Source organism: Nonomuraea sp. IBHARD001 (assembly GCF_056106265.1).
Window position 1 is genome coordinate 4567800 of record NZ_JBWBBW010000002.1, and the last position, 23579, is coordinate 4591378.

At 70.2% G+C, this 23579-nt stretch carries 19 protein-coding genes; 11 read left to right on the plus strand and 8 right to left on the minus strand.

Annotation, left to right across the window (positions count from 1 at the left end; genetic code table 11):
* Positions 1 to 9 precede the first annotated feature (9 nt).
* From ACTWNK_RS22965 to ACTWNK_RS22980, 4 genes are all read right to left on the minus strand, one after another.
* Entirely contained in the window at positions 10 to 522 is a 513-nt protein-coding gene (locus tag ACTWNK_RS22965; RefSeq protein WP_474306526.1) for a transposase, read from the minus strand.
* Positions 459 to 710 (minus strand): helix-turn-helix domain-containing protein, encoded by a 252-nt coding sequence (locus ACTWNK_RS22970; RefSeq protein WP_474310958.1) that lies wholly within the window; start codon positions 708 to 710, stop codon positions 459 to 461. The genes ACTWNK_RS22965 and ACTWNK_RS22970 overlap by 64 nt, the downstream gene beginning before the upstream one ends.
* A gap of 309 nt (positions 711 to 1019) precedes the next feature.
* The gene (locus tag ACTWNK_RS22975; protein ID WP_474310960.1) at positions 1020 to 1943 is read right to left on the minus strand and encodes a dimethylarginine dimethylaminohydrolase family protein; all 924 of its coding nucleotides are present in this window, start codon (positions 1941 to 1943) and stop codon (positions 1020 to 1022) included.
* Positions 1944 to 2286: 343 nt separating this feature from the next.
* The gene (locus ACTWNK_RS22980) at positions 2287 to 2439 is read right to left on the minus strand and encodes a WYL domain-containing protein (RefSeq protein ID WP_474306527.1); all 153 of its coding nucleotides are present in this window, start codon (positions 2437 to 2439) and stop codon (positions 2287 to 2289) included.
* A 311-nt stretch (positions 2440 to 2750) separates the two neighbouring features.
* Between ACTWNK_RS22980 and ACTWNK_RS22985 the strand changes: the two genes are divergently transcribed.
* The 8 genes from ACTWNK_RS22985 to ACTWNK_RS23020 all read left to right on the plus strand — a co-directional run bounded on the left by ACTWNK_RS22985 (position 2751) and on the right by ACTWNK_RS23020 (position 16007).
* Positions 2751 to 3503: a choice-of-anchor A family protein gene (locus tag ACTWNK_RS22985; RefSeq protein WP_474306528.1), complete on the plus strand. Its 753-nt coding sequence runs from the start codon at positions 2751 to 2753 to the stop codon at positions 3501 to 3503.
* A 502-nt stretch (positions 3504 to 4005) separates the two neighbouring features.
* Positions 4006 to 4224 (plus strand): hypothetical protein, encoded by a 219-nt coding sequence (locus ACTWNK_RS22990; RefSeq protein WP_474306529.1) that lies wholly within the window; start codon positions 4006 to 4008, stop codon positions 4222 to 4224.
* The gene (locus ACTWNK_RS22995) at positions 4224 to 4568 is read left to right on the plus strand and encodes an ArsR/SmtB family transcription factor (RefSeq protein WP_474306530.1); all 345 of its coding nucleotides are present in this window, start codon (positions 4224 to 4226) and stop codon (positions 4566 to 4568) included. Before ACTWNK_RS22990 ends, ACTWNK_RS22995 begins: the two co-directional genes overlap by 1 nt.
* Before the next feature lie 77 nt (positions 4569 to 4645).
* The gene (locus ACTWNK_RS23000) at positions 4646 to 6274 is read left to right on the plus strand and encodes a SulP family inorganic anion transporter (protein WP_474310961.1); all 1629 of its coding nucleotides are present in this window, start codon (positions 4646 to 4648) and stop codon (positions 6272 to 6274) included.
* Positions 6275 to 8164: 1890 nt separating this feature from the next.
* Positions 8165 to 8956, plus strand: a complete 792-nt coding sequence (locus ACTWNK_RS23005; protein ID WP_474306531.1) for a serine/threonine-protein kinase — start codon at positions 8165 to 8167, stop codon at positions 8954 to 8956.
* A complete protein-coding gene (locus ACTWNK_RS23010) occupies positions 8839 to 9873 on the plus strand; it encodes a DUF4328 domain-containing protein (RefSeq protein WP_474310962.1) in 1035 nt (344 codons plus the stop codon). The genes ACTWNK_RS23005 and ACTWNK_RS23010 overlap by 118 nt, the downstream gene beginning before the upstream one ends.
* A gap of 1158 nt (positions 9874 to 11031) precedes the next feature.
* Positions 11032 to 11826 (plus strand): glycoside hydrolase family 16 protein, encoded by a 795-nt coding sequence (locus ACTWNK_RS23015; RefSeq protein ID WP_474306532.1) that lies wholly within the window; start codon positions 11032 to 11034, stop codon positions 11824 to 11826.
* A gap of 53 nt (positions 11827 to 11879) precedes the next feature.
* Entirely contained in the window at positions 11880 to 16007 is a 4128-nt protein-coding gene (locus ACTWNK_RS23020) for an nSTAND1 domain-containing NTPase (protein WP_474306533.1), read from the plus strand.
* A 141-nt stretch (positions 16008 to 16148) separates the two neighbouring features.
* Here the strand turns inward: ACTWNK_RS23020 and ACTWNK_RS23025 are convergent, their stop codons facing one another.
* The 4 genes from ACTWNK_RS23025 to ACTWNK_RS23040 form a co-directional block, all read right to left on the minus strand.
* Positions 16149 to 16730 carry an RICIN domain-containing protein gene (locus tag ACTWNK_RS23025; protein ID WP_474306534.1) on the minus strand — a complete coding sequence of 194 codons (582 nt, stop codon included), beginning with the start codon at positions 16728 to 16730 and terminating at the stop codon, positions 16149 to 16151.
* Between the two features lie 171 nt (positions 16731 to 16901).
* Positions 16902 to 17540: a tyrosine-type recombinase/integrase gene (locus ACTWNK_RS23030; RefSeq protein WP_474306535.1), complete on the minus strand. Its 639-nt coding sequence runs from the start codon at positions 17538 to 17540 to the stop codon at positions 16902 to 16904.
* 467 nt (positions 17541 to 18007) lie between these two features.
* Positions 18008 to 18679 carry a response regulator gene (locus tag ACTWNK_RS23035; protein WP_474306536.1) on the minus strand — a complete coding sequence of 224 codons (672 nt, stop codon included), beginning with the start codon at positions 18677 to 18679 and terminating at the stop codon, positions 18008 to 18010.
* Positions 18676 to 20112: a sensor histidine kinase gene (locus ACTWNK_RS23040; RefSeq protein WP_474306537.1), complete on the minus strand. Its 1437-nt coding sequence runs from the start codon at positions 20110 to 20112 to the stop codon at positions 18676 to 18678. Before ACTWNK_RS23040 ends, ACTWNK_RS23035 begins: the two co-directional genes overlap by 4 nt.
* 106 nt (positions 20113 to 20218) lie before the next feature.
* Here ACTWNK_RS23040 and ACTWNK_RS23045 point away from each other — a divergent pair, with 106 nt between their 5' ends.
* Genes ACTWNK_RS23045 through ACTWNK_RS23055 form a run of 3 tightly spaced genes read left to right on the plus strand, consistent with a single transcriptional unit; the run spans position 20219 to position 23576 of the window.
* Positions 20219 to 21106: an ABC transporter ATP-binding protein gene (locus tag ACTWNK_RS23045; protein ID WP_474306538.1), complete on the plus strand. Its 888-nt coding sequence runs from the start codon at positions 20219 to 20221 to the stop codon at positions 21104 to 21106.
* Positions 21103 to 22155: an ABC transporter permease gene (locus ACTWNK_RS23050; protein ID WP_474306539.1), complete on the plus strand. Its 1053-nt coding sequence runs from the start codon at positions 21103 to 21105 to the stop codon at positions 22153 to 22155. Before ACTWNK_RS23045 ends, ACTWNK_RS23050 begins: the two co-directional genes overlap by 4 nt.
* On the plus strand, positions 22152 to 23576 hold the full coding sequence (locus tag ACTWNK_RS23055) for a S41 family peptidase (RefSeq protein ID WP_474306540.1): 1425 nt from the start codon (positions 22152 to 22154) through the stop codon (positions 23574 to 23576). Before ACTWNK_RS23050 ends, ACTWNK_RS23055 begins: the two co-directional genes overlap by 4 nt.
* Positions 23577 to 23579 lie beyond the last annotated feature (3 nt).

Consider the following 23579-nt stretch of genomic DNA (forward strand, 5'->3'; position numbering starts at 1 on the left):
TATCCCGGATCATGCCCACCAGGATAGCCGCCGCCCCGCTGTCTGGCGGGATCGCTCACCCGGCCAGACGAACGGTCGAGCGCTGCCGTTCCGGGCTTTGACCCAGGTTTCGCGTGTGGTGGTGAGCTGCTGGGTGGAGCAGTGCACGCCGCGGTCGAGGCAGCGGCGCTGGAGTTCGGCGAACCACCGCTCGATCTGGTTGATCCAGGAGGAGTAGGTCGGGGTGAGGCGCAGGGTGAAGCGGGGATGGGCCACGATCCACCGCAGGATGAGCGGCCTCTTGTGAGCTGACAGGTTGTCGCAGATGACGACGTCCAGGCCGGCGGGTACCAGAGTGCCGGGGCCGGCCAGGAAGTCACGGAAGTCTGCGGCGGTGTGCCGGGCGGTGACCTTGCCCGAGACCTCACCGGTGGCGATGCTGAGCGCGGCGGAACGCGGGCGGCGAGTTGTCGTTTGGATCAGTGGGTCTCCCCTTCGGGGCGGTTTCCAGGGGGGCGATGACCACGGCCTCGGCCTGGGCATCGGTGATGGTGCGGGAACTCCGGGGCGGGCTCGTCGCTGAGCCCGTCCAGTCGTGCGGCCAGGAATCCGGCCCACCATGTGGTGACCGTGCCGCGGGTGATTCCCATCCGTGCGGCGATAGCGAGGTTGGAGCCACCCCGCGCGCGCTCCAAGACGATCCGTGCCCGTAAGGCCAGGCCCTGCGCCATGGTCCGCCGGGCGGCCCACCCCTGGAAGGTCGCCTGCTCATCTTCGGTCAGGAAGCGGTGGGAGTCTGCTGTCACCCATCTGTCCAGCACACCTGTGAACGAGCCTGAAGTCACCAGCGAGTTGCGTGAAACAACACATGTGGTGACTGGGAAACTCAGAACCAGCTCACCAGGACAACACCGGCCGAGCCCGACCTCACCGCGCTACCGCCCACTCTCCGCGTTGCAGTGGCTCTTCGCACTGATCAAGGACTGCATCGACCCCCAGGTCGCCGAACTGCGCCCCGAACTTCACCGCCTGCGTGCGCTCTATCGGCGTAGAAGGGGCTGGGTGCTGCAACGGAAGGAGCCGCCGAGGGAGCGGGTGATGGCGAAGTCGACGTACTCGACCTTCACCCCACGCCGTTCCAGCCCCTCGCCGAGGAAGGCGAAGGCCGGGTCGGTCACGTAGGCGTCGGGCGAGAGCGGCAGGCCGTTGGTGGCGAGCCGGATCGCGGCCTCGAAGGCGACCGGCACCCGTGCCCAGTCGCGCAGCACCTCGGGAACGCCGTCGAGCAGCGCCTCTTCGCAGACGACGAGCAGGTCGTCACGGACCAGGCCGAGAGCGCAGTCGAGGTGCAGGATGCGCTTGTGCAGCCGGACCAGCTCGACGGTGTACCCGTACGGGGCCAGGTACTTGGCGAGCCAGCGGGCGCCGAGCGCGTTGGAGGCGAGCCCCGAACTGCCGACGAACACGTGCCGGCCGAGGACAAGCACGTCGCCGCCCTCCAGAAACGGCCCCGGGCCGAGCGTGGGGTCGCCGGGCGCGGGGATCTCGGGCACGGGGACGGCGACGTAGCCGCAGTCGGCCGGGTACACCTCGGTCCGCATGATCTCTCGGACCGGGAGAACCTCGTGGCGGCGGTGCCGGAAGCGCATCGAGCCCTCGATCACCTGGCCGCCGACGGTGAAGAACGGGTCGCGGGCGAAGAAGTTTGCGTAGCCGTCGGCCCCGGACGCCGCCTTCTCCTGCGGGGTGAGCGTCCGCGGCCGCAGCACGCGTACGCCGTGGCGTTCGAGCACGGCACGCAAGGCATCGCGCTCGCGCTCCCACGCGACCTGGCGCGCGGGAGCGCCGTCGCGCATGTCCTGGCCGACGGGATTGAGGTCGAAGGAGTCGTCGGGCAGAAACCGAGCATCGTCGGACTCGGCGCCATCGACCGGAATGAAGACCTCACTCTGCGCCAGCACCACCGTGCGCAACGGCGCGAACTCGCTGTCGACGAAAACCTCCGCTCGCCGGCCAGCGCGTACTCGTTGTAGCCGCGGATCACGACCTCGACGCGGCCGTCGGCCGTGGCGCCTCCCACCTCCAGCCGGTCGCTCATGACCATCCGGAGCCGGCTCATCGCGTGGGGCGGGCACAGCGCCTGGATCGTGAGGGGGCGCCTGCGGTCGACCTCGTCGGAGATCTCGCGCCAGCTCTCGGCGGGGTCGAAGCCCTCGGGGCGGTACACGGCTCGCCGGTCGGGTCGGCGGATGACACGCGGTCGATCCGGAAGGTCCGCAGGCCGGTCTCGGTGCCCGCGACGAGGTATCACGCCGGGCCTTTGGCGACGATGCCGAGCGGGTGCACCGCTCTCGTGGTTTCAGCGCCGCTGCCGTCGACGTAGCCGAGCCGTACCCGCAGGCCGCGGATCACCATGTCCTGGAACTCGTCGAGGAAGCGTGGGGGCGGCGCTCGCCCCATCGTTGCTCGTCCATGACCAACGACGCCGCCGCCTCGGCCTGTCCCAGAAAGGGCTCCGGCAGGGCGTGGACGAGCTTGCGCAGAGCCGCTTTCACCGCAGGCGTGGCGATCGAGGCCTGCCCGGGCCACCAGGAACAGCGCGCGGGCCTCACTCGCGGTCAACCCGGACAGGTCTGTACGGGCGCCACCTCCCTCCAGACACGCCCCGAGAATGCCACGTCGCTTGCGCTAAGGCAGAAGGGTCATACGGTGAACGTGGCGGGACACCTGCGATCAAGCCCTCCTAGATCGCCATGCGACGAGGAGGCGTGGTGGGCGGACGACTGCGCGCTGCCGTAGGACGGACCACGGCGTGGTGCGTGGTGCTCGTCTCCAGGGTGAGCGCCGATCCGCTGCCCGGCGGACTCGGGCCGTGCCTGGGCAGCGAGTGCCCTGCGACCTTCCCACCGCTCAACAACGGCGACTTCACCGGTCGCGACTCGGCGATCAACATCTATGTCGGCGGCCACTTTCAGGTACGCGATGGCGCCGCCGAGGCCGAGGGCAAGGTCGTCGTGATCGGCGACTTCGACCAGGACAAGCGGGACGGCGTCTCGGCGATCTACAACCTCGGTGTCGTGGGCGTGGGCTCCCGCGTGCCGCCGCCCGACGGCTCCGACTTCCTCACCACCGGCGGCTCGGTCACCATCGCGAGCGGCCAGCGACTGGTCGTCGAGGGCGGCGGCGTCAAGCACGCGGGCCCGCTGACCGGCACGGTCATCAACGACCAGGTGCTCGCCCCGAACGCCGCGGCGCCGTACGAGGACCTGGCGGCCCAGTTGACGACGGCGAGCACGTGCTACGCCGACGACGGCAGCGACGCCGACGAAGAAGCCCAAGCCGAGGCCGTCGGAGAAGCCAACCCTGTGACGATGCGGCGAGATGGCGACGCCCGAGGCGTGCGTGTGATCTCGCCCGCAGGATGGAACAGCTGCGGGCGCGGAAGTGGGCCCAGTGGTGCGGCAGCAGGTGGGGGTAGTGCACGGGCTGGGCGGTGCGGCAACTCCTCCCTGCGACCCCGTTGATCTGATCGCGGGACGCCCGTCCCGCCGAGCGGCGATCGCCTCTGTTCGGCGCCTGCCGAGCCCAGGCAGGAGAGGGCGCCGCCCGGCGGTCTGATTCCGCAGCCGCCGCACTCGCGGCACGTCTCCCGCATCGGCTACGACCGCCATCGAACCGGCCGGGCCCGGCGCGTGATCACCCCGCCGGGCTGCAGCGGGCCGGACAGGTGCGGGGCCTCGGCTCCGATGCTGGTCGCCTCCCCGTGGCCGGCGCGTACCACTGTCGGCGGTGCCGAGGTCGGCAACCGGTTCGTCGCGATCGAGGTGATGATTGCCGGGCGCTCTCTGGCCGGCGAACACCCGCACGTCCTGCCTGGCCCGGCCCACAGGAGTGCCGCCGAGAAGGGTGACGCGCGCTCTCACACTCCGCGAACCCCCGGCCTCACGCACTCCATGAATTGCGAATATGCGTAATCAGTCATTACATTGACTCCGCAACTCATCACCCGGGACGAGGGCAGTGATCATGGACGATGCGTTCACCGAAGCGATCCGCCGGCGCGTGGCCGAGCAGCGGCGCCAGCTCGCCGACGCCGAACGGCTGGGCGACGCAGAAAGCGCCGAGGTGGCCGAGGCCGAGCTGGCCGATCTGCTCCGTCTGGCCCGCGTGCACGGCATCGCCATCAGCGCCGGCCCGGCTCCCGCCCCCGGCGCGCCCGCCGATGCCGAAGATCGGGAGGTCTGATGCCGATCCCGCTCCATCAGGCCAAGGCCGAGCTGTTTCGCCAGCTCGGCCACCCGGTGCGGATCCGGGTGCTGGAACTGCTGCAGGAGGGACCCACCGCGGTCCGTGACCTGCTGGCCGCGATCGAGGAGGTGGAGGCGACGGGCCTGTCGCAGCACCTGGCCGTGCTGCGCCGGGCCGGGCTGGTCAACGCCCGCCGCGAGGGCTCCACCGTGCTGTACGAGCTGGCCGAAGGCGACGTCGCCGAGTTGCTGCGCGCGGCACGTCAGCTGCTGGCCCAGCTGCTCGCCGGTCAGAACGAGCTGCTGGCCGAGCTGCTGCAGCCCCAGGCCGAGGATCGGTGAGCCTGCCGGTCGCCGCCCGGCCGCAGGCGCCCTCGCGGCTGCGTGCCCTGCTGCCCGCGCGGGCCGAGCTGGCCGCGATGGGCCGCCACCCCAGGCGTGACCTGCTGGCCGGGCTCACCGTCGCGATCGTCGCACTGCCTCTCGCACTGGGGTTCGGTATCTCCTCCGGGCTGGGCGCCGCCGCCGGGCTGGCCACCGCGGTGGTGGCGGGTGCGCTGGCCGCACTGTTCGGCGGCTCGGCCCTGCAGGTGAGCGGCCCGACCGGGGCCATGACCGTGGTGCTGGTGCCGATCGTGCACGCCCACGGCGCCCCGGGCGTACTGATGGTGGGCCTGCTGGCGGGCGGCATGCTGGTCCTGCTGGCGCTGGCCCGGGCCGGGCGGTACATGGCGCTGGTGCCCGCCTCGGTGATCGAGGGCTTCACCCTCGGCATCGCCTGCGTGATCGCGCTGCAGCAGGTTCCGGCCGCGCTCGGCGTGGCCGCACCGCAGGCCGACCGGGTGACGGTGGCCGCCTGGCTGGCCGCGGCCGACTTCCTGTCCACGGCGGGCCCGGCGGCGTGGGCGGCGCCGGGCGTCGCGGTGGCGGTGGCCGCGCTCATGCTGGCCGGGGCGAGGGTACGGCCCGCCTGGCCGTTCTCGCTCATCGCGGTCGCGCTGGCCACCGCGGCCGTGGAGATGGCGGGCCTGCCGATCGCGCGTATCGGCGAGCTGCCCGCCGCGTTGCCGATGCCGTCGATCGCCTTCGCCGATCCGGCGGCGGTGCCGGGACTGCTGGCCCCGGCGGTGGCGGTCGCCGCACTGGCGGCGCTGGAGTCGCTGCTGTCGGCCTCGGTCGCCGACGGCATGAGCACGCGTCACCGGCACGACCCCGACCGCGAGCTCCTCGGCCAAGGCCTGGCCAACCTGGCCGCGCCGCTGTTCGGCGGCATACCCGCCACCGGTGCGATCGCCCGCACCGCGGTGAACGTCCGCGCGGGCGCCTCCTCCCGGCTGGCCGCCCTCGCGCACGCCGTGATCCTGGCTGCCGTGGTGTTCGCCGCTGCCGGCCTGGTCGCCCGCATCCCGCTGGCCGCCCTGGCCGGGGTACTGCTGGCCACGTGCGTGCGCATGGTCGAGGTCTCGTCGCTGCGCGCGATGCTGGGCTCGACCCGCTCCGACGCGCTGGTCCTGGTGCTGACCGCCGTCGCGACCGTCGCGCTCGACCTGGTCCAGGCGGTGCTCATCGGGCTCGTCGTGGCCGGGGCGCTGAGCCTGCGCGCCATCGCCCGCAGCGTACGGCTGGACAGCGTGCCGCTGGCGCCCGACCTGCCCGGCGACGCCGATCGCGAGCACGCGCTGCTGGCCGAGCACATCGTCGCGTACCGGCTGGACGGCCCGCTGGTCTTCGCCGCGGCCCACCGCTTCCTGCTGGAACTCACCGAGGTCGCCACCGTCTCGGTGGTGATCTTGCGCATGTCACGCGTCACCACCCTGGACGCCAGCGGCGCCCTGGTCCTCAAGGACGCCATCACCCGACTGCAGCAGCGCGGCATCACCGTGTACGTCTCAGGCATCCGCGACCAGCACCACCGCCCCTTGCGCGCACTCGGGGTGATCGCCCGCCTCGACGCCGACGGCCGGGTGTTCGCCACCACCCCCGAGGCCATCGCCGCCGCCCGCACCCTGCTCCACACCAACGGCCACCTCCCGGACGGCCCTTCCTGACCGAAGCGGCCCTCTCCTCGCCGCCCGCCGTGGCATCGACAGCCGGCCCGGTGCCGCCCCTGGCGCATCGCGGTGCTGCGGCGCCCACGCGGCCCGGCGGGCAGGTGGCGGCGGTGGTGACGCGGATCGGGTCGTCTGCAATGTCGATCATCGTGGCGATAGGAGCCCCTTTGTGGGTCTTATGTGCGTACATACGGTGAGTGTTCCGTATGTAACTGAAGTGACTCTTGTTGATACACGTGCTTGATCGCTACGTTTCGCCTGATCATTTGGAATGTTCTTCTGGCTGTGTCGCCTGTTGAAAGCAATCACGAAGAGCGTGTTCCGGCGTCTCCGGATGCCGCTGTTCGGTTCGGAGTGTGACGGCTGATGCGCCGCCTTGTGTCATGGCAGGGCTCTGCTGGCCGCAGATCGTTGCCGGTGTTGGGGTGACGATCTGCGCCCCTGCCGATGTTGTTGCAGCTGAGCGCCTTACGTGTGCATGCCGTTCGAGGAGCGGCCGCCGTTTCGGCAGGCACATCGGCTCGCGCGGGTACTGCCACCTTGCCGCGTCAGGCAGCCAGCCCGGCCAGGGAAGTCGCCCGCCGCTGGAGACCATCACCACGGCCACTGTGGTGGCGGTGGAAGAAGCGCCGCAGGCGGCGCAGGTGCCCGAGGGGGCACTGCCCTCGCAAAGCGCGTCTGCTGGCGCAGCCCCAGCCGGCCCCACAGCGGCGGCGGCTCGGCCCCACCAACGCGAGCCCCAGACACACCCGCGACACGCGCCCGAAGTGCGCCCGGCGAAACACCGAGGCGAACTACGGCCACCCACGCCTTCGCGCGGAAAGATGCTTCAGAACGGCCGCGATCACCAAGCGGGCCGATCCGCGGGGTCCTGGCGCTGCCGATCTGCGATCAGGTCGTCCGCTGATGCGGGTCAGGAGCGGGTCCCGTTGAGGGCACGCCCTGCGCTCTTCGGAGCACGGTCGCTGATCAGGTTCGAGAGCTTCTCGACGATGAGTATCGGTGTATGCGCTCCAACTCCATGCGTACCCCGCCGCGTCAGAGCACAGCGCCTTGCGGGCTCCTGGCGTCAGGAATCTGCCGACGGACTCCTGTCGCTTCGCGGTCGGTTACCGCGCGTTGCCGAAGGTCATGGGGAGGAGTCGCAGCCGAACAGTGCTGTCGTACGGAATCACGAAGGTGGAGATGGCCGCTTCACGGTCTCCTGGCCGCCAGGTGAGAGGCACCAGAAACAGTCGGCCACCAGATCCCAGCAGCAGGCGCAGGCTGCGGTAGCGATACTGGTAGCTGACCTGCCCCCAGGCCGTCGTGCCCGGCGGCCGCGGGCAGGTCCGGGATCGGGTGCGTGGAATAGATCACCACCTCTGGCCAGGTGTGCAACCGGCGCGCGTCCTCCAGCCCGCACGCCATACCGCTCTGCCCGGCGAAACTACTAACCGCCCAAAACAGACCCGCGATGCCGATCGCGCCGACGATCAGGCGAATCTGCCGCCAAGCGGCCGGCTCAGCAGCCAGTAGGCATAGACGAGTGCAGGCATGTGATGACGGATGTGCCATCACAACAAGGACAGGCTGGTGCGGTGGGTGCAGGAGAAACGGGGATGCCGGAGCGTACGTTCCGGCGCCGGCAGCTCCGGTGCGCTTGATGGAGCAGCCACGATCGGCGCTCCGGAAAATGGGCAGTTCAGCAGGCGAACAAGGACAGAGGAGGTGACGGAGCGGCCGAGGCCGCTCTTCACCTGTGCGCAACCCGTACGCCGCAGGCCCTCCCTCGAATTGCGTCAAACGGGGGGCAGGCGGGCGGCAAAGACCGATCTTCCTCCGGCGCCCGCGCCCGTTTGGGATCATCGACACCGACCGGCGCGAACCCACCCGGAAAGAGGCGCGATGGCCGACCCCCTGCACGACGGCGACCCGGCTCAGATCGGCCCCTACCGCCTGCACGCCAGGCTCGGCGGGGGCGGGATGGGACAGGTGTTCCTGGGCCGCTCCCCCGGCGGGCGCCTGGTCGCCGTCAAGCTGATCCGCCCGGAACTTGCGGGCGGTGCTGACTTCCGACGCCGTTTCGCCGCCGAGGTGGACGCCGCCCGGAAGGTCGGCGGCTTCTACACCGCGCAGGTCGTGGACGCCGACACCGGCGCAGAGCAGCCGTGGCTGGCCACCGCCTACATCCCGGGCCCCTCCCTGCAGCAGGCCGTCGACGAGCACGGGCCGCTCCCGCTGGAGTCCGCCGCGGTGCTCGGCGCCGGGCTGGCCGAAGGGCTCGCAGCCGTGCACGACTGCGCGATGGTGCACCGCGACCTCAAACCGGCCAACGTCATCCTCTCCGACGACGGGCCACGCCTGATCGACTTCGGCATCGCCCGGGCCCTGGATGCCACCAGCCACACCCACACCTCCACCGTGCTGGGCACCGCCGCGTCATGTCACCGGAACAGGCCACCGCCCAAGAGGTCGGGCCGCCCTCGGATGTGTTCTCGCTCGGGTGCGTCCTCGCCTTCGCGTCCAGTGGCCGCAGCCCCTTCGGAACCGGGCCCGCGCACGCGGTCGTCTACCGCGTGGTGCACGCCGAGCCCGACCTGGACGGCGTGCCCGCGCCGCTGGCCGGCCTGGTGGCCGCCTGCCTGGCCAAGGATCCCGCCGCCCGGCCCGGCCTGCCGCAGGTGCTGGCGTTTCTGACCGCGCTCGCCGCGCCCGGCCAGAGTCCTGAGCAGGCCCGGTGGCTGCCGGATGAGCTCACCCGGGTGATCGCCGAACGCCGGACCCTGGCCCTGACCGCCCTACCCGCCCCGGGCGATTCCGGCCGTCTGCGGCAGGAACAGCCGGTGGAGACCACGGGCCGGCAGGAGCCGCCGCAGCCGCTGCTGGTCGACGAACGCCGCCGACGGCGCCGCGGCGGCACGCCGAGCGTTCCTGTCACCGGCTACGAGATCGCTGTGTACTCGTTGCTCGCGGGGCTGGCCCTGGTGGCGGTGTCCACAGTTGCTCACCAGATCAAGATCTTCGACGACACCGGGCGATACATCGACGAATCGGCCTTCGGCGACATGAGCGACCTGCACGAGGCGATCGGTACCGTCTTGCAGGCGGGGCAGATCGCCTGCGGCCTGGGGCTGGTCCTGTCGTGGCTGCTGTGGTTCCGTCAGGTGCGCGCCGTCGCCGAGCGGCTCGCGCCCGGAAGGCTCCGCTACCCGCCCGCCATGGCCGTGTACGGCTGGCTGATCCCGCTGGCCAACCTGGTACTGCCCAAGCAAATCGCCGACGACATCTGGCACGCCTCCAGCCCGCCCGCAGGCGAGCGCAAGAGGGCGCCGGCCTGGCTACCGCACGTGTGGTGGGCTCTGTGGCTGCTCACACTTGCGACCTGGCCGCTGCTCTGGGCCGAATGGACCAGCTTGCTCAGGACGGACTCCTACCTTCGCGACAGCGATGAGGTCTTCACCTACTACTTCCGGCTGAGAACCTGGGCCAGTGTGGCCGCGCATGTTCTGGCCGTGCCGGCGGCGATCGTCGCCGCTCTGTTCGTGCGGCGGTTGAGCACCATGCAGGCGGCACGAGACGGGCAGCTGAGCACCGAGCACCTGCGCGCCGAGTGATGAGTCCGCCATTCATGGCCCTCGGCAGGCCGGTCGTCGAGGCGTAGGTCGTCAGGGGAGTGCGGGGTGAGCCTGCGGGCGGGCAGGTGAGGCGGACCCAGTGGGTGTGTACAGGGCGCGCCCCGGCCGGCGAACAACTGCTCGATCTCCTCAACGGTCGGTGGGACGCGCAGCTGCGGATCCACCGACAGCCGTGGCCGATTGACCTCATCGAGCGGGCATTCGACGACTCGGCCGGTGAGGTTGTGCGGTTCAACCTTGTGCCTGAGCTCGAGAAACCGGAAGAACACCGTCAGCGCCGCCGCTCGCCCGGTGCGGGTGGAAGGCTTGGCGTCTCGCAGCACCTTGCCGAAGTAGACGTCACCGTCTTCGGGCTGCATCTCCCACAACGGCCGGCCGAACCAGTCCCGGATCAGCTCCAGATGATTGGCGTCGTTGCGGATGGTGCTGTCGGTCAGTTCTGCTGACGCGCGGGCCAGCACGAACCCTGCCAGGACGTCGGTCTCGAAGGCGACGAGATCTTCTTCGCTGCCCGGGGCTCGGTGCTCGCGTAGGTCCTGTACGACTCCCAGCGTCAACCCACACCTCCCGACTTCAGCAGCGCCACCGCTCCATCACTCCGGTGACAGAAGCTTCACCGAGAGTGAAGCTACGTCGATGTGTGGTGATCGATCCGGCAGATGGGGGAAGACGCAGTTCGCAGGCAGTGCGCGTTCAGGGTGAGGAGGATTCAGCGCCCTCAACTCAAGAACTGTTGCTTACCCACCTTGCGGGGAGCCGGTTGGCGCGGGTGATCACGGAAGCCGCGCCGGACATCGGCCTGTGCTGGGCACCGGATCGTAGCCCGGAGGCCTGCTGCGGAAACCCCGTCTGGCTCCCGTCTCGTCGACGTCATCTTCACGGCCGTGTCGCGTGTCTTCGGGGTGCTCGGCACCGGGTTTCGCATCCGACCAGAGAACGACAATGTGATTCACATTCCGACATCAGCGGCCGGGTTTGATTTAACAGACAGACGCCTTCGATAACGAGAATGGCATTTCATGGACCCGGGCCGGTGTCCGCCGCATAATAGGCGGCCCGAGAGAAAGGTGATACGAGGTTTAGGGATAGCCCAAAATGCTATGACAGTTCGCCCCGACAGAATCGTAAAGAGGCGGGATGATTCACAAGCGCATACCAGGCACCCTGATCGCCCTCACACTGGCAGGCTCGGTGGTGGCGTCAGCCGCGCCTTCCTCTGCCGTCACCAGCACGAGCGCGGCATCGCACTGCACTCCTGCGCCGTCGCCGGCCAAGCCCGTCCGCTGGGGAAAGCCCGTGGTCGTGGAGAACTTCAGCGGAAAATCGGTCAACGAGAAACGGTGGTTTCTCTACGACTACAAGAACGAGACGCCGCCTCGTGTCCGGTCCGCTGTTAAGGTCAAAAACGGGGCTCTGGAGATCACAGGGGGCAAGCGATACGGAAAGGACACTGGTGGCGCCGCCCTCCTGCGAGGCCACCGTATGTACGGGCGCTGGGAGGTGCGGCTGCGCGCGGATAAGGGAGCGGGCTTTACCCCGATCGCGCTGCTGTGGCCGGGGCCCAAGTTCTGGCCGGCGGGCGGCGAGATCAACCTGGTGGAGATCTACAAGGCTGAGCGTCACAAAGCCGTGCACTACCTGCACAACGGCGCCGCCGACAACAAGTGCGACTGGCTGGTGACCAAGGACTTCACCCGCTGGCACACGGTGGCGGTCGACTGGCTGCCCAGGAGCATCACCTTCTGGGTCGACGGCCGCCGCACCCTCACGGTCACCGACCCTGTGTACATCCCTTCCACCAAACCCATGGAACTCGTTCTTCAGCTCGATCCGGGATGCAACCAGTACGTCGCCTGCCGAAACGCCTCGACGCCGAAGTGGGTGCGAATGTACGTCGACTGGGTCAAGGTCTACCGCTGGCCCGGGATGTGATCGAAACGCCGCACGGCGGGGACCCCGACCGGCCGCCGGGTGCCGTTCGGAGAGTGACCGGCGCCGCGCTCGCCGTCACGTTCACGGCGGGCGCGTTCGCCCCTTTGGCTGCTCTGCTCGCGGGAGCCGGTCCCGGCGTGGTCGAGGCGGGACTCACGGTGGTCGCCGCGGTGGGAGGGAATTTCCTGTCCGACGCCCTCCAGGACGCGATCAGGGTTTTGCGGCACGGACGCGGCGATCAGAGGCCGGTCACCGAGCAGGAAGCGCTCACGGTGCTGCGGGACCTGCTCAAGCCGGTGCTGACCGATGACGATCAGTCGACGGCGATGCTCCTGCAGCTGGCCGAGGCGGCGCGTGACCTGCCCGCGGTATTCGCGAGACTCGATGAGGTGCACTCCCAAGCCGTCCAGACCGACACCGGCCTGCGGCGAGCGGTTCAGAGCGTCTTCAGCCGCCTGACCGGTATGGAGGCGTCTTTGATCGAGCTCAACGCCGCGCTCACCCGCCAGCGGTCGCAGGGCATCGCCTTGGAGGCGCTGAGCGAGAACGTGAAGAGGTTGGCCGCAGGCGTTCACGTCCTGGCCGGGAATGCAGGTCCGCGGACCAAGGACACCTTCCTGGTGCATTGGTATGACCGTTGCCCCTACCCCGGGCTGGAGCCCTACGACCAGAGCCGCGCGGACGTCTACTTCGGCAGGGAAAGCGACACGCTGGAGCTGATCGATCTCGTCCAACATCGCCTGACCGCCCCCTCCCTTGTCGTGGTGACGGGAGCCTCCGGCGTGGGAAAGTCCTCGCTCTTGCAAGCAGGCCTGCTGCCCTACCTGGGCAAAGGCCTCACCGGGCACCCGGACACTGCCCGGTGGCCGCATGTGGTCTTCGCCCCGGGACGGCACCCGCTGGCCGAGCTGGCCGTCCGGATCGCGGCGGTGGGCGGCCTGGATTCCGGCAGTGTCGAGGCCAGGCTGCTCGCCGCCCCGCAACAGTCTCCGCGACTCGTCCGTGAGGCCTTGGTGCGGCATGCGGGCGCCGAACGTCAGGACCCGGGCCGGATGGTGGTCGTCGTCGACCAGTTCGAGCAGGTGTTTACCCTCGCCCGTCTGTCCGGGCGGCAGGCAGGGCAGGAGGGGGCGTCGTTCATCAGCGCCCTGCACGCCATGGCCACCCGCCCCCTCGACCGTGAGCCGGTCGCACTCGTCGTCCTGGGCGTACGCGCCGACTATCACGACCGCTGCCTGGAGCATCCGGAGCTGAAAGAGGCGCTGCGCAACGGCTGCTGCTGGCTGAGCCCGATGCGGCCGGAGGACTTCCGGGCCGCGGCCGTCATCCCCGCGAAGGTCGCCGGACTGGAGCTGGAGCCCGCCCTGGCGGAGACGATCGCCACCGAGGTCCTCGATCACCGGCTGGACAACGGGGCACTTCCCCTGTTGTCGGAGGCGATGCGGCGCACCTGGGGGAAACGCGACGGCCGACGCCTCACCCGCTGGGGCTACGTGGAGAGCGGCGGTCTGGCCCGGGCCGTACAGGAGAGCGCCGAAGAGGTGTACAGACGGCTGCCGGCAGAGCAGCAGCAGCTCGCCGAACAGGTGTTTCGCCGCATGGTCGTCATCGGCGACGACGGCAAACTGTCGGCCAGGCCCGTGCCCCGCACCGAGTTCTACCTCGGCAACACCGGCCGGGAGAGCGACGTCGACGGGGTGCTGGAGGCATTCGCGCGTGCCAGGCTCATCGTGCTGGCGTTGCATAGCGTGCACGTCTCCCACGAGATCCTCCTGCAGGCGTGGGCACGCATGAGCACGTGGTTTGCCACCGACCGCAGCCAGCACCTCCTGTACGGAAATCTGATCACCGACGCCGCCGGCTGGAGAAACAACACCAAGGAAACGTCCTATCTCTACCGTGGAAAACGGCTCGCGGCCGTTATCCGGTCGATCGGGCAATGGCGGTCGGACCCGCGCTATCCGGAACTCAGTGCCGAGGTGAAGGAGTTCCTCCACGCAAGCATCCGCACCCGCACCCGCCAGCGCATGACGTCGGCTACCGCCGTGGCCCTGGTGGTACTCACCGTTGCGGTCCTGGGCGCCAGGTGGATCCAACAGGCACACCACGACGCCGCCGTGGCCCTGGCCGATCGGGCGGCGGAGAAAAGCATCTCGATCGGCGACAGCGACCCCCGGATGTCATCGCTGCTGGCCGCAGGGGCGTGGCGGCTGGAGCAGGGGCCGCGATCGCGCACCGCGCTGCTGTCGGCGCTGTCACGTGCCGGGCGTGATGTCCTGCGCGGCCACACCCACCGGCTGACGTCCGCCGCATTCAGCCCGGATGGAACGATCCTGGTCACCACCAGCTGGGACCTGACCCTCCGATTCTGGGACGTGGCACGACGTCTGCCGATCGGTGAGCCGATCACATCGCCGTCGATGCTGGTCTCAGCCAAGTTCAGCCCGGACGGAAAGATCCTGGCCACCGGCAGCGAGCAGGGCCTCGTCCAGCTTTGGGACCCGGCGTCCAGGCAGCAGATCACGACCTTGGGCAAGCCCACCGTTCCCGTGAAGGCGTTGGCCTTCGCCCCGCAAGGCGACCTGCTGGCGGTGGGGCACAGCAGCCCTGAGATCCACCTGTGGTCCGTACGGATGCGCAAACGTGTCGGCATCACGCTGAACGGTCACATCGGCGGCGTCATCGCGCTGCACTTCCAGCCGGGGAGCCGGATCCTCGTCAGCGGCGACGGCGACGGCACGATTCACCGGTGGGACCTCTCCCGTGACCGTCGTCGCCCCCCGCACATCACGGTCAAGGCAGGACACACACCGGTGATGTCGCTGGCGTTCTCCGGCGACGGCGCTGTCCTGGCGAGTGCCAACAGCGGAGACGCCATACGCTTGCGCCACCCCGGCACCCTGCAGCCTGCGGGAGCGCCTTTGCCTGCGCATGAGGGCTCACGCATCGGCGCCATAGCCTTCGCTCCCGGAAGCGGGCTGTTCGTCTCCGCCGGGCTCAACGGCACGGTTGAGCTGTGGAACGCCCATTCCGGCCAGCGGGCCGCACCTCCCCTCACGAAACACGCCGGCGGTGTGACCACGGCAGCCTTCGGCCCGGCCGGAATCTTCGCCAGCGGCGGGGCCGACGGCACACTCAGGCTCTGGCGGGTGCCGACCGGCACCGAGGAGGGACGCCCTCTGATGCACCACGGCCCAGTGCAGGCTGCGGTGTTCAGTCCCAACGGAAAGATCATCGCCACCGCAAGCGCCTCCGGCCACATCCAGATGTGGTCCGCAAACACCTCGCAGCCTTTGGGCCCGCCGCTTCGTTCGGCCCGCGGCGCCGCGATCAACACCCTCGCCTTCTCCCCTGACGGCCGAATCCTCGCCGCAGGCAGCAGCGAAAGCCTCATCCAACTCTGGGCGACCGCCACCCGCCGACAGCTTCGCCCGCCGCTGACACATGATCCGGCCAAAATGAGAGCCGTCAACGCGCTCGCCTTCAGCTCCGACGGCAAGACGTTGCTGAGCGGCGGAATCGACGGCGTCGCCCGGCTCTGGAAAACCGCCGACTGGACACCGGACAGCAGGAGCTACACCACTAGCCGGGGCGCGCTGAGCAGCGCCGCACTGAATCCGGCCGCAACCCTGCTGGCCACGTCGCAAGACCACGGCCCGGTCACCGTCTGGGACGTCAGCGAAGGCAGGAAGGTCACGGAGCTGGCAGGAGGCACAGCGGCCACCTCGATCGCCTTCGACTCGACAGGCGACACCCTGGCCGCCGCCTACCGGGACGGGACCGTCAGGATGTGGCGCTCCCCCTCGTTCGAACCGGCTAACTTCATGATCAAGAACGACACGAGCCGTGTGAACATCATCGCTTTCCACCCTTACGGAGAGATCCTCATCGGCGGGGGCAGCGACGGCCGGGTGCACCTCTGGGACCTGCACAGCGGGCAGCTGATCAGTTCGTCGGTGTCCACCCACGGCGAGACTGTCTCAGCGGTCGCAGTCCGGGCCGATGGCAGGCAGATCGTGACAGCCGGAGCAGACCAGCAGGCACGACGCTGGAGCGGCCTCCCGATCACAAAAGACCTCATCACCACCGTCTGCGCCGAAATCGCGAACGCCGGCACCGACGGCACACCAGACCTGGGCCTCGAAGGACTGATCGCGGACGAAGACATCTGCCCGGCCTAGATTCCAGATCAAGCCGGCCGAGATCAGGCAGCGGCAGGCGGCAGTACCGGTTCAGTGCTCTGCCTGATCCGTGGCATGGGTTCAGAAACACTCTCGACAGCTGCCGTGTGGCGAGTGCTGGTCGGCCTTCCGCCGCGGTCCCTAGCGAGGGAAGACGACCTGCCGCAGGTTCCAGAGTTGGTTGTTGCCGGATCCGGCTCCCGCGCAGGTGGCTTGGACCACGTTGGCGCCATGGGCGAGATTGGCGTTGGCGACATCCAGGCACTTGCCGCTGTGATGGGCGCGCAGCCGGAAGGGTTGCAGGAAGCCGGGCTGGACCGGTCGCATGGACCAGAACTGATTGGTGGTGGAGCCTGCCCCTCCACAGGTGCCCTGCAACACGTTGGCGCCGTGCTTGAGGCTGGCGTGCGCGACGTCCAGGCATCTACCGCTGTGGCGGGCGATGACGCGGACGTGGCCCTTGAGATGGGGAACACCTTCGAGGCGCCAATGCTGGTTGGTAGTGGCGCCGACGCCCCTGCAGGTGCCCTGGATGACGTTGGCACCATGGGCGGGGTTGGCGTGCGCGACGTCCAGGCATTTGCCGCTGTGTACGGCGACGATCTCGAACCAGGCGAATTCCTGAGCCTCACCGGAGGCGGAGGTTGCCGAGGCGGCGGGAGTGGAGACTGCGGTGGCGAGCAGGACGCCCGCCGCCGCGAGGGCGAGCCGTGTGCGTTTCATCGGTCTCTCCGGGATGTCGTCGAGAAGGTGACCCCTCGACCATCGTCCCGATCCCCATGCCCGGTCATGAGTATCCCCCTACTCGGTTTCGGTGCCATGCCGGTACCGGTCCGCACCGAAACCGGTCATGATGGCTGGGCCCGAAGCCTCCAGACACCTCCCAGGCCCGCATCAGGCTTTCCTCCTGGCAGAGGAGTCCGAGAAGAGCGCATCGCCGCGGGGATGGGTTATTGGGTGCGGCGGGGTGGGGCGAGGATGGCGGTGATCTCGGCGACGGCTTCGCCTCCTGGTTGGGTGTAGCGCATGGCGGTGCGGGGGTTTTGTGCCGGGTCTTGGCCATGATGAGCTGGAGCGGGACTTTGGCCTCACCGAGGTGGGTGGCGGCGGAGTGGCGGAGCTGGTGGGGTCGAGGCCGATCTGTTGTTCCATGAGGACGCGGTCGTAGCCGAGGCGGGGGCGGCCTGTGTGCGGGCAGATGTGCTCGGGCCCGGGGCGGCGTACCGGGACAGGGCGCCGCTCGGCCAGGAAGAGGGGCCCGCGGGTGCGGGTGGTTCCGTCGGGGTGGGCGTCGGGCAGGCGCAGCAGCCTTGGCAGGAGGTGGGCGGTGCCGGTGTCCCAGTACACCCATTCGAGGTCGCCGCCTTTGGCGGTGACCGGGGCCCGCCGGTTGTCCAGGTCGAGGTCTTCGATGTTGAGGGCGAGGATCTCGGATGCGCGGGCGGCGGTCTCGTAGCGCATCCGATACAGCGCCTTGTCCCGCAGCGGCAGATCGCGCCGCGACAGCAGCCGTTCCAGCCTGGTCTTGGCCACCGCCCTGGTGTGGTCGGTCTTCTCCCGCCGCCGTTCGGCCTCGGCGGGGACCGACGGGGCGGCCCATCTCTTCTTGGTGGCGCACCAGGTGAGCCGGGAGGAGACCGCGGCCCGGTTGCGGTTCCGGCCCTTAGGTGACGGCCTCGCCGCTGTCGGCGGTGATCCACCACCCGCCTGCACCACCGGGCCCGCACCGCGCGACCGCAGCTGTCCGCGCCGCGGCCGCGACCCTGCGGTCGATCACGATGGTTCCTCATTCAGACGATCCTCCGGCTTCTTCGCTCACGGGGGTGGTGTCTGTGATTGAGCCGGTACGGACGCTTTTCCCGTTCGCCCTGCGCTGGTGCGGTGGAACGGGCAAGGTGAAGGACCGATGAGGCGAGTGCGCGCTGGCCCAATCGACGATCATGTGGTCGTCGGCGAGAACCGCGCCGGAGCGGCCAGGACGGCGTCCACGTGACCCCAGGTCAGCCGCCACCCCCAGGCGAGATCAGCCCGGTCTCGTAAGCGACCACCACCGCCTGGACGCGGTCGCGCAGGTCGAGTTTGGACAGGATGCTGGCGACGTGCGTCTTGACCGTGGCCACGCTGAGGGTCAGGCGGTGGGCGAGTTCGGCGTTGCTCAGGCCGGTGGCGAGCAGGCGTAGCACGTCCAGTTCGCGGGGGGTCAGCTGGTGCAGATCGCGGTGCAGGGCGGGGGGCGCGTCGTCGCGGCGGGCGAAGCGCTCGACCAGGCGGCGGGTGATGGTGGGGGCGAGCAGGGCGTCGCCGGAGCGCACCAGGCGTACGGCGGCGACCAGGTGCTCGGGCGAGACGTCCTTGAGCAGGAACCCGCTGGCCCCGGCGGCGAGTGCGGCGTACACGTAGTGGTCGAGGTCGTAGGTGGTCAGGATCAGCACGCGGGTGTCGGCGGCCCCGCCCGCGAGGATCCGCCGGGTGGCTTCGAGGCCGTCCATCTGTGGCATCCGGATGTCCATGAGGACGACGTCCGCCCGGGTACGGCGGACCGCGGCGACCGCCTCGTTCCCGTTGGCCGCCTCGGCCGCGACGTCGATGCCGTGGGCGGTGAGGATCATGCGGAACCCCGTGCGTACCAGTGCCTGGTCGTCGGCGATGACGGCGCGCAACCTGTCGCTCACGTGGTTCTCCACGGGAGGCGGGCCCTGATCCGGAATCCGCCTTCGGCCGTCCGTCCGGTCTCCAGGGTGCCGCCGTAGACGGTGAGGCGCTCGCGCAGCCCGATCAGTCCCCTGCCGTCGCCGGTCCGCGGCCCGGTGCCCGGCGCCCCTCCGGTGTCGCTCACCTCGATCTCCAGCCAGTCGCCGTCATGGCCGACGCTCACGTACGCGGCGGCGCCGGGTGCGTGCTTGATCGTGTTGGTGAGGGCCTCCTGCACCACGCGGTAGGCGGCGAGGTCGACCCCGGGCGTCAACGGGCCGGGCGGCGACACCGCGACCCGTACCGGCACTCCGGCGGCGCGGACCCGTTCCACCAGGGCGTCGAGCTGGTTGAGCCCGGGTTGGGGTTCGAGCCCGTCGGCGGGCCCGTCGAGGCGTTCGCCGCCTGGGCCGGCCAGCAGGCCCATGACATGGCGTAGTTCGGCCATGGCGGCCCGGCCGCCGGACTCGATCGCGAGCAGGGCCTGCTTCGACTGTTCCGGCTCTATGTCCATCACGCTGCGGGCCGCACCGGCCTGGATCACCATCACGTTGACATTGTGGGTCACCACGTCGTGGAGCTCGGCGGCGATCCGGGACCGCTCCTCGCTGACGGCCCTGCGCATGGCGTCCTGCTGCGACCGCTGCAGCTCGGCGAGCCGGTCCCGGCCGGCCCCCAGCGTTCGCCGCCAGGAACGGACGAAGCTCGCGAAGACGCCGACGCTCAGCAGGACGACGAACGCACCCATCCAACTCGGCAGCGCGGGCGCGACATCCCGGAAGGCGACGCCGGCGAGTACGGCCGCGAGCACGAGGCCGCCCATGGCCAGGAACCTCTTGCGGCTGTGGACGACGGCACTGTACGCGGCGACGGCGCAGGTCAGCACGGTGATCCAGGTGATGCCCGCATGGGTGGCAGCTGCCGCCGCGAGTATCACCCAGAAGGCGGCCAGCGGGTAGCGGCGCCGCACCGCCAGCGGCAACGCCGTCAGCGCCACGAGGACCGCGGGCTGGGCCGGGGTGTCGCCCGAGGGTAAGGGCGGAATCTCGGGAACCGGCGGTAGGCCGGAGGTCGGCGGTGGGAGCGAAAGGCCAGGTTCGAGCCGTAGGCGCTCGAACAGCCCGGCCTGATCCGCGACAGGGCCGCCCCCTGGGTATCTCACCGAGACGGCCACCACGACGAACGTCAGCACGAGGGCGACCACCACATCGACGGCCAGCGCTCCGCGGGACGGCCTCGGGCCGTCGTCGGCGCCGCGCCGGGCCAGGACGAGCGCCTTGCGCCACCACGGCGGCCGTTCTCCAGTCTGCACCAGCACATTGTCACGCCTGCCCGCCCCTCCCACATCGGCCGTGGTGACGGGTCCGCACACCCGCGAGGAGTAGATCGCAGGGATGACCCGCGCCCCTCTCATCCCCGAGAGGTATGCGATCTCGCCACGACGACCGACGCGCGCCGGCATGGGCGGTGCCTAGGTTCGTACCCGCCATCTCCCCGAACACCGCTCAGGAGGTACCAGCGTGACCACTGTCCTGCAAGCCCAGGACCTAGGCAGGAAGTACGGCAGGCACTGGGCACTGCGCGAGTGCACGATCGACATCCCCGCGGGCCATGTCGTGGGGTTGGTGGGCGCGAACGGAGCCGGCAAGACGACGCTGCTGAAACTGGCCGGCGGCCGGATCGAACCGACGGCGGGCCGGATCAGCGTGCTCGGTGGACGGCCCGGGTGCACGTCGGCGCAGCTCGCCAGGGTCGGATTCGTCGCCCAGGACACCCCCGTCTACGCGGGTCTGACCGTCGCCGATCATCTGCGGCTGGGCGCGCGGCTCAACCCGCGCTGGGACGCGGCCCTGGCGCGGGACAGGTCGGCCCGGCTCGGCCTCGACCCCGCTCGGCGTGCGGGCAGGCTGTCGGGCGGCCAGCGCGCCCAGCTCGCCCTCACCCTGGGCCTGGCCAAGCGGCCCGAGCTGCTGATCCTGGACGAGCCGGTCGCCTCGCTCGATCCGCTGGCCCGTCGCGAGTTCCTGCAGGGGCTGCTGGAGGCCACCGCCGAGCACGAGTTCAGTGTGGTGCTCTCCTCCCATCTGGTCTCCGACCTGGAGCGGATCTGCGACTACGTGATCGTGCTCGTCGACTCCCGCGTCCAGGTGGCCGGGAAGGTCGGGCAGCTGCTGGACACCCATCACCGGCTCACCGGCCCGCGCCCCGATCACGACCGGCTCCCCGCAGGCGCGCACGTGATCTCCGCCGACCACACCGAAGGGCACAGCACGTACGTGATCCGTACCGGCGACCCGAGCCGCGACCCCGCCTGGACGCTCACCCGGCTCAGCCTGGAGGAGCTCGTCCTGGCCTACATGGACAGGCGGACCGCCGACGGCAAGGGCGCCCTGGAGGTGCGGCGATGATCTGGCTGACCTGGCGCCAGTTCCGCGGCTCGGCGATGTCGACGGCCGCCGTGCTCGTGGTCGTCGCCGCAGTCCTGGCCCTGACGGGTCCGAAGCTGGCCGCCGACTACGCCGCCGGGATCGCCGGCTGTACGCCGGACGGCAGCTGTGAGCAGTTCTTCGACCGTTTCTTCGCCGGTCACCAGCTCCCCTTCGTCGCCGTCAGCTTCGCCGTACTGGCCGTGCCCGCTCTGGCCGGGCTCTTCTGGGGGGCGCCGTTGATCACCCGTGAGCTGGAGGCGGGCACGCACCTGATGGTGTGGAACCAGAGCGTCACGCGCAGCCGCTGGCTGGCGGTCAAGCTGGGGATCGTCGGGCCGGCGGCCGTGGTGGCCGCCACCGTGAGCGGCCTCGTGGTGACGTGGTGGTCGGGCCCGTTGGACAGGTCTGCCGTTCTGGACCTGGCCCTGATGGCTCCCCTGGTGTTCGGCGCGCGCGGCATCGCCCCGATGGGGTACGCGGCCTTCGCCGTCGTCCTGGGGGTGAGCATGGGCCTGCTGGTACGCCGCACGCTGCCCGCCATGGCCCTGACCCTGGTCGTGTTCGCCGGGATCCAGCTCGTCATGCCGCTGACGGTCCGGCCCCACCTGATGCCACCGGTCACCGCGACCTTCGAGATCGGCCACGTGAACGGGGGCGGCATCCACGTGCCTGAGCAGGGAGGCGGACGCGTGTACCTGTCCATGCGGCCGGGTGTTCCCGGGCACGCGGGCGCGTGGGTCCTGTCCAGCGACCTTCTCGACCCGTCGGGGCGGACGATCGCCGGGATGCGGGAGGAGGCGCCCGTCCCCGTCTCCGCGACGTCGGGCCCCTGCGCGCCATGGGGAGGACCGCCGAGCCTGGAGGCGTGCTGGGCCGAGATCAACCGGCTCGGCTACCGGCAGCGGGCGACCTTCCATCCCCTGGAGCGGTTCTGGCCCTTCCAGTGGATCGAGACCGGGATCTACGCCCTGCTCACCGTCGGCCTCACCTGGTTCTCCTTCTGGTGGATCCGCAGGCGCCTGACATGAGCGCGCACAGGACCGCGGCCACCGTACTCGCCCTCCTCCTTGTCTTCGCGGTGGCCTGCGCCGCACCGCCACCGCCACGCGGCCAGGCCGGTACGGCGGGCACGACGGCCTGCGCGCGCCCGCAGGGCGTGCTCGGCGCGCAGACGGCCACCACGATCGATGTCGTCGAGCAGGCCTACTTCTGCATCCTGGGCCACTACTACAGCGGGGCCACACTGGATGCCCGCTCGCTGCTGAGGGCCGGATTCGCCGCCCTGACCCAGGAGCTCAACCGCCACGGGCGCGAGGTGCCCGAGGCGGGTATGCCGGCGCTGACCGGTGACCGGAAGGCCGACTGGGCCGTCTTCGAGGCCGCCTACCGCACGATCGTCGACCAGGTGCCCGACCTGCGTGACAGCCTGGCCGCCGTCACCCTCGACGCACTCGTGGCCGCACTCGGCGACAACCACGCCCGCTGGACGCGCCAACCCGTGCGGCCGCCCGGCCACTACGACGGCGACGGATACGGCCTGGGCCTCGAGGCGAGCATCACCGGTCCGCAGGTGAACACCGGCTACGGCGGCGCAGTCGCCCCGCTGTTCGTCGCGACCGTGCCGGGCGGCGCGGCGCAGGCCGCCGGGGTGCGTCCCGGCGACATCATCGAGACGGTCAACGGCTCGGCGCCCTTCATCGACGGCAGAGCCACCGCCGCCGTCGCCGCCCTCTATCCCGAGTACCCGGACGCGCGGCCGGTGCGCCTGCGACTGCTGAGACAGAGCACGGGATCGCGCAGGAACGTGACGCTCACCCCCGGCCTCTTCCCGCAGGATCCGGCCGCCCTGCGGGTGGTGCGGTCGAAGCTGCTGGACGACGACATCGCCTACGTGCGGATGACCGGGTTCGCCCCCCATTCCGCGAATCGGGTCCTTCGGGCGATCACCAGACTGCGTGCCGGCCGTACGCTGTCCGGTGTCGTGCTGGACCTGCGCGGCAACGGCGGCGGCAGCCCCACGGAGGCGACCCGGCTGCTGAGCGCCTTCGTCCACGGCAGGAACACCGCCTACCAGTGCACCGTCGACGGCGCCTGCCAGGCGACCGCGACCGACGACACCGTCGCACTGCTTGGCCTGCCGCTGGTCGTGCTCGTCGACCGCGGCTGTGCCTCGGCCTGCGAACACTTCAGCTCCGCGGTCAAGGACCTGCGCATCGGCCCGTTGGTCGGCGCCAGAACCGCCGGCGTGATCTCCGGCCCGGCGCAGCCGTACCTGCTCGTCAACAACACGTTCCTGAGCCTGCCCGCCAGGCACCACCTCGGGCCCGCCGGTGAGGTGGTCGACGGGATCGGCGTGCCGCCCGACCACCACGTGCCCGCGACTCCGCGGGACGCGGCCGCCGGGCGTGACGCCGCACTGGCCAAGGCCCTGACCTTGCTGAAGGAGTGAAGG

What these genes read in the sequence shown, in the direction of transcription:
- ACTWNK_RS22965 (WP_474306526.1), bottom strand. Translation starts at nt 522, where the DNA reads ATGCCCAGGCCGAGGCCGTGGTCATCGCCCCCCTGGAAACCGCCCCGA.
- ACTWNK_RS22970 (WP_474310958.1), bottom strand. Translation starts at nt 710, where the DNA reads ATGGCGCAGGGCCTGGCCTTACGGGCACGGATCGTCTTGGAGCGCGCG.
- ACTWNK_RS22980 (WP_474306527.1), bottom strand. Translation starts at nt 2,439, where the DNA reads ATGGGGCGAGCGCCGCCCCCACGCTTCCTCGACGAGTTCCAGGACATG.
- ACTWNK_RS22990 (WP_474306529.1), top strand. Translation starts at nt 4,006, where the DNA reads ATGGACGATGCGTTCACCGAAGCGATCCGCCGGCGCGTGGCCGAGCAG.
- ACTWNK_RS22995 (WP_474306530.1), top strand. Translation starts at nt 4,224, where the DNA reads ATGCCGATCCCGCTCCATCAGGCCAAGGCCGAGCTGTTTCGCCAGCTC.
- ACTWNK_RS23000 (WP_474310961.1), top strand. Translation starts at nt 4,646, where the DNA reads ATGGGCCGCCACCCCAGGCGTGACCTGCTGGCCGGGCTCACCGTCGCG.
- ACTWNK_RS23005 (WP_474306531.1), top strand. Translation starts at nt 8,165, where the DNA reads ATGGCCGACCCCCTGCACGACGGCGACCCGGCTCAGATCGGCCCCTAC.
- ACTWNK_RS23015 (WP_474306532.1), top strand. Translation starts at nt 11,032, where the DNA reads ATGATTCACAAGCGCATACCAGGCACCCTGATCGCCCTCACACTGGCA.
- ACTWNK_RS23025 (WP_474306534.1), bottom strand. Translation starts at nt 16,730, where the DNA reads ATGAAACGCACACGGCTCGCCCTCGCGGCGGCGGGCGTCCTGCTCGCC.
- ACTWNK_RS23040 (WP_474306537.1), bottom strand. Translation starts at nt 20,112, where the DNA reads ATGAGAGGGGCGCGGGTCATCCCTGCGATCTACTCCTCGCGGGTGTGC.
- ACTWNK_RS23050 (WP_474306539.1), top strand. Translation starts at nt 21,103, where the DNA reads ATGATCTGGCTGACCTGGCGCCAGTTCCGCGGCTCGGCGATGTCGACG.
- ACTWNK_RS23055 (WP_474306540.1), top strand. Translation starts at nt 22,152, where the DNA reads ATGAGCGCGCACAGGACCGCGGCCACCGTACTCGCCCTCCTCCTTGTC.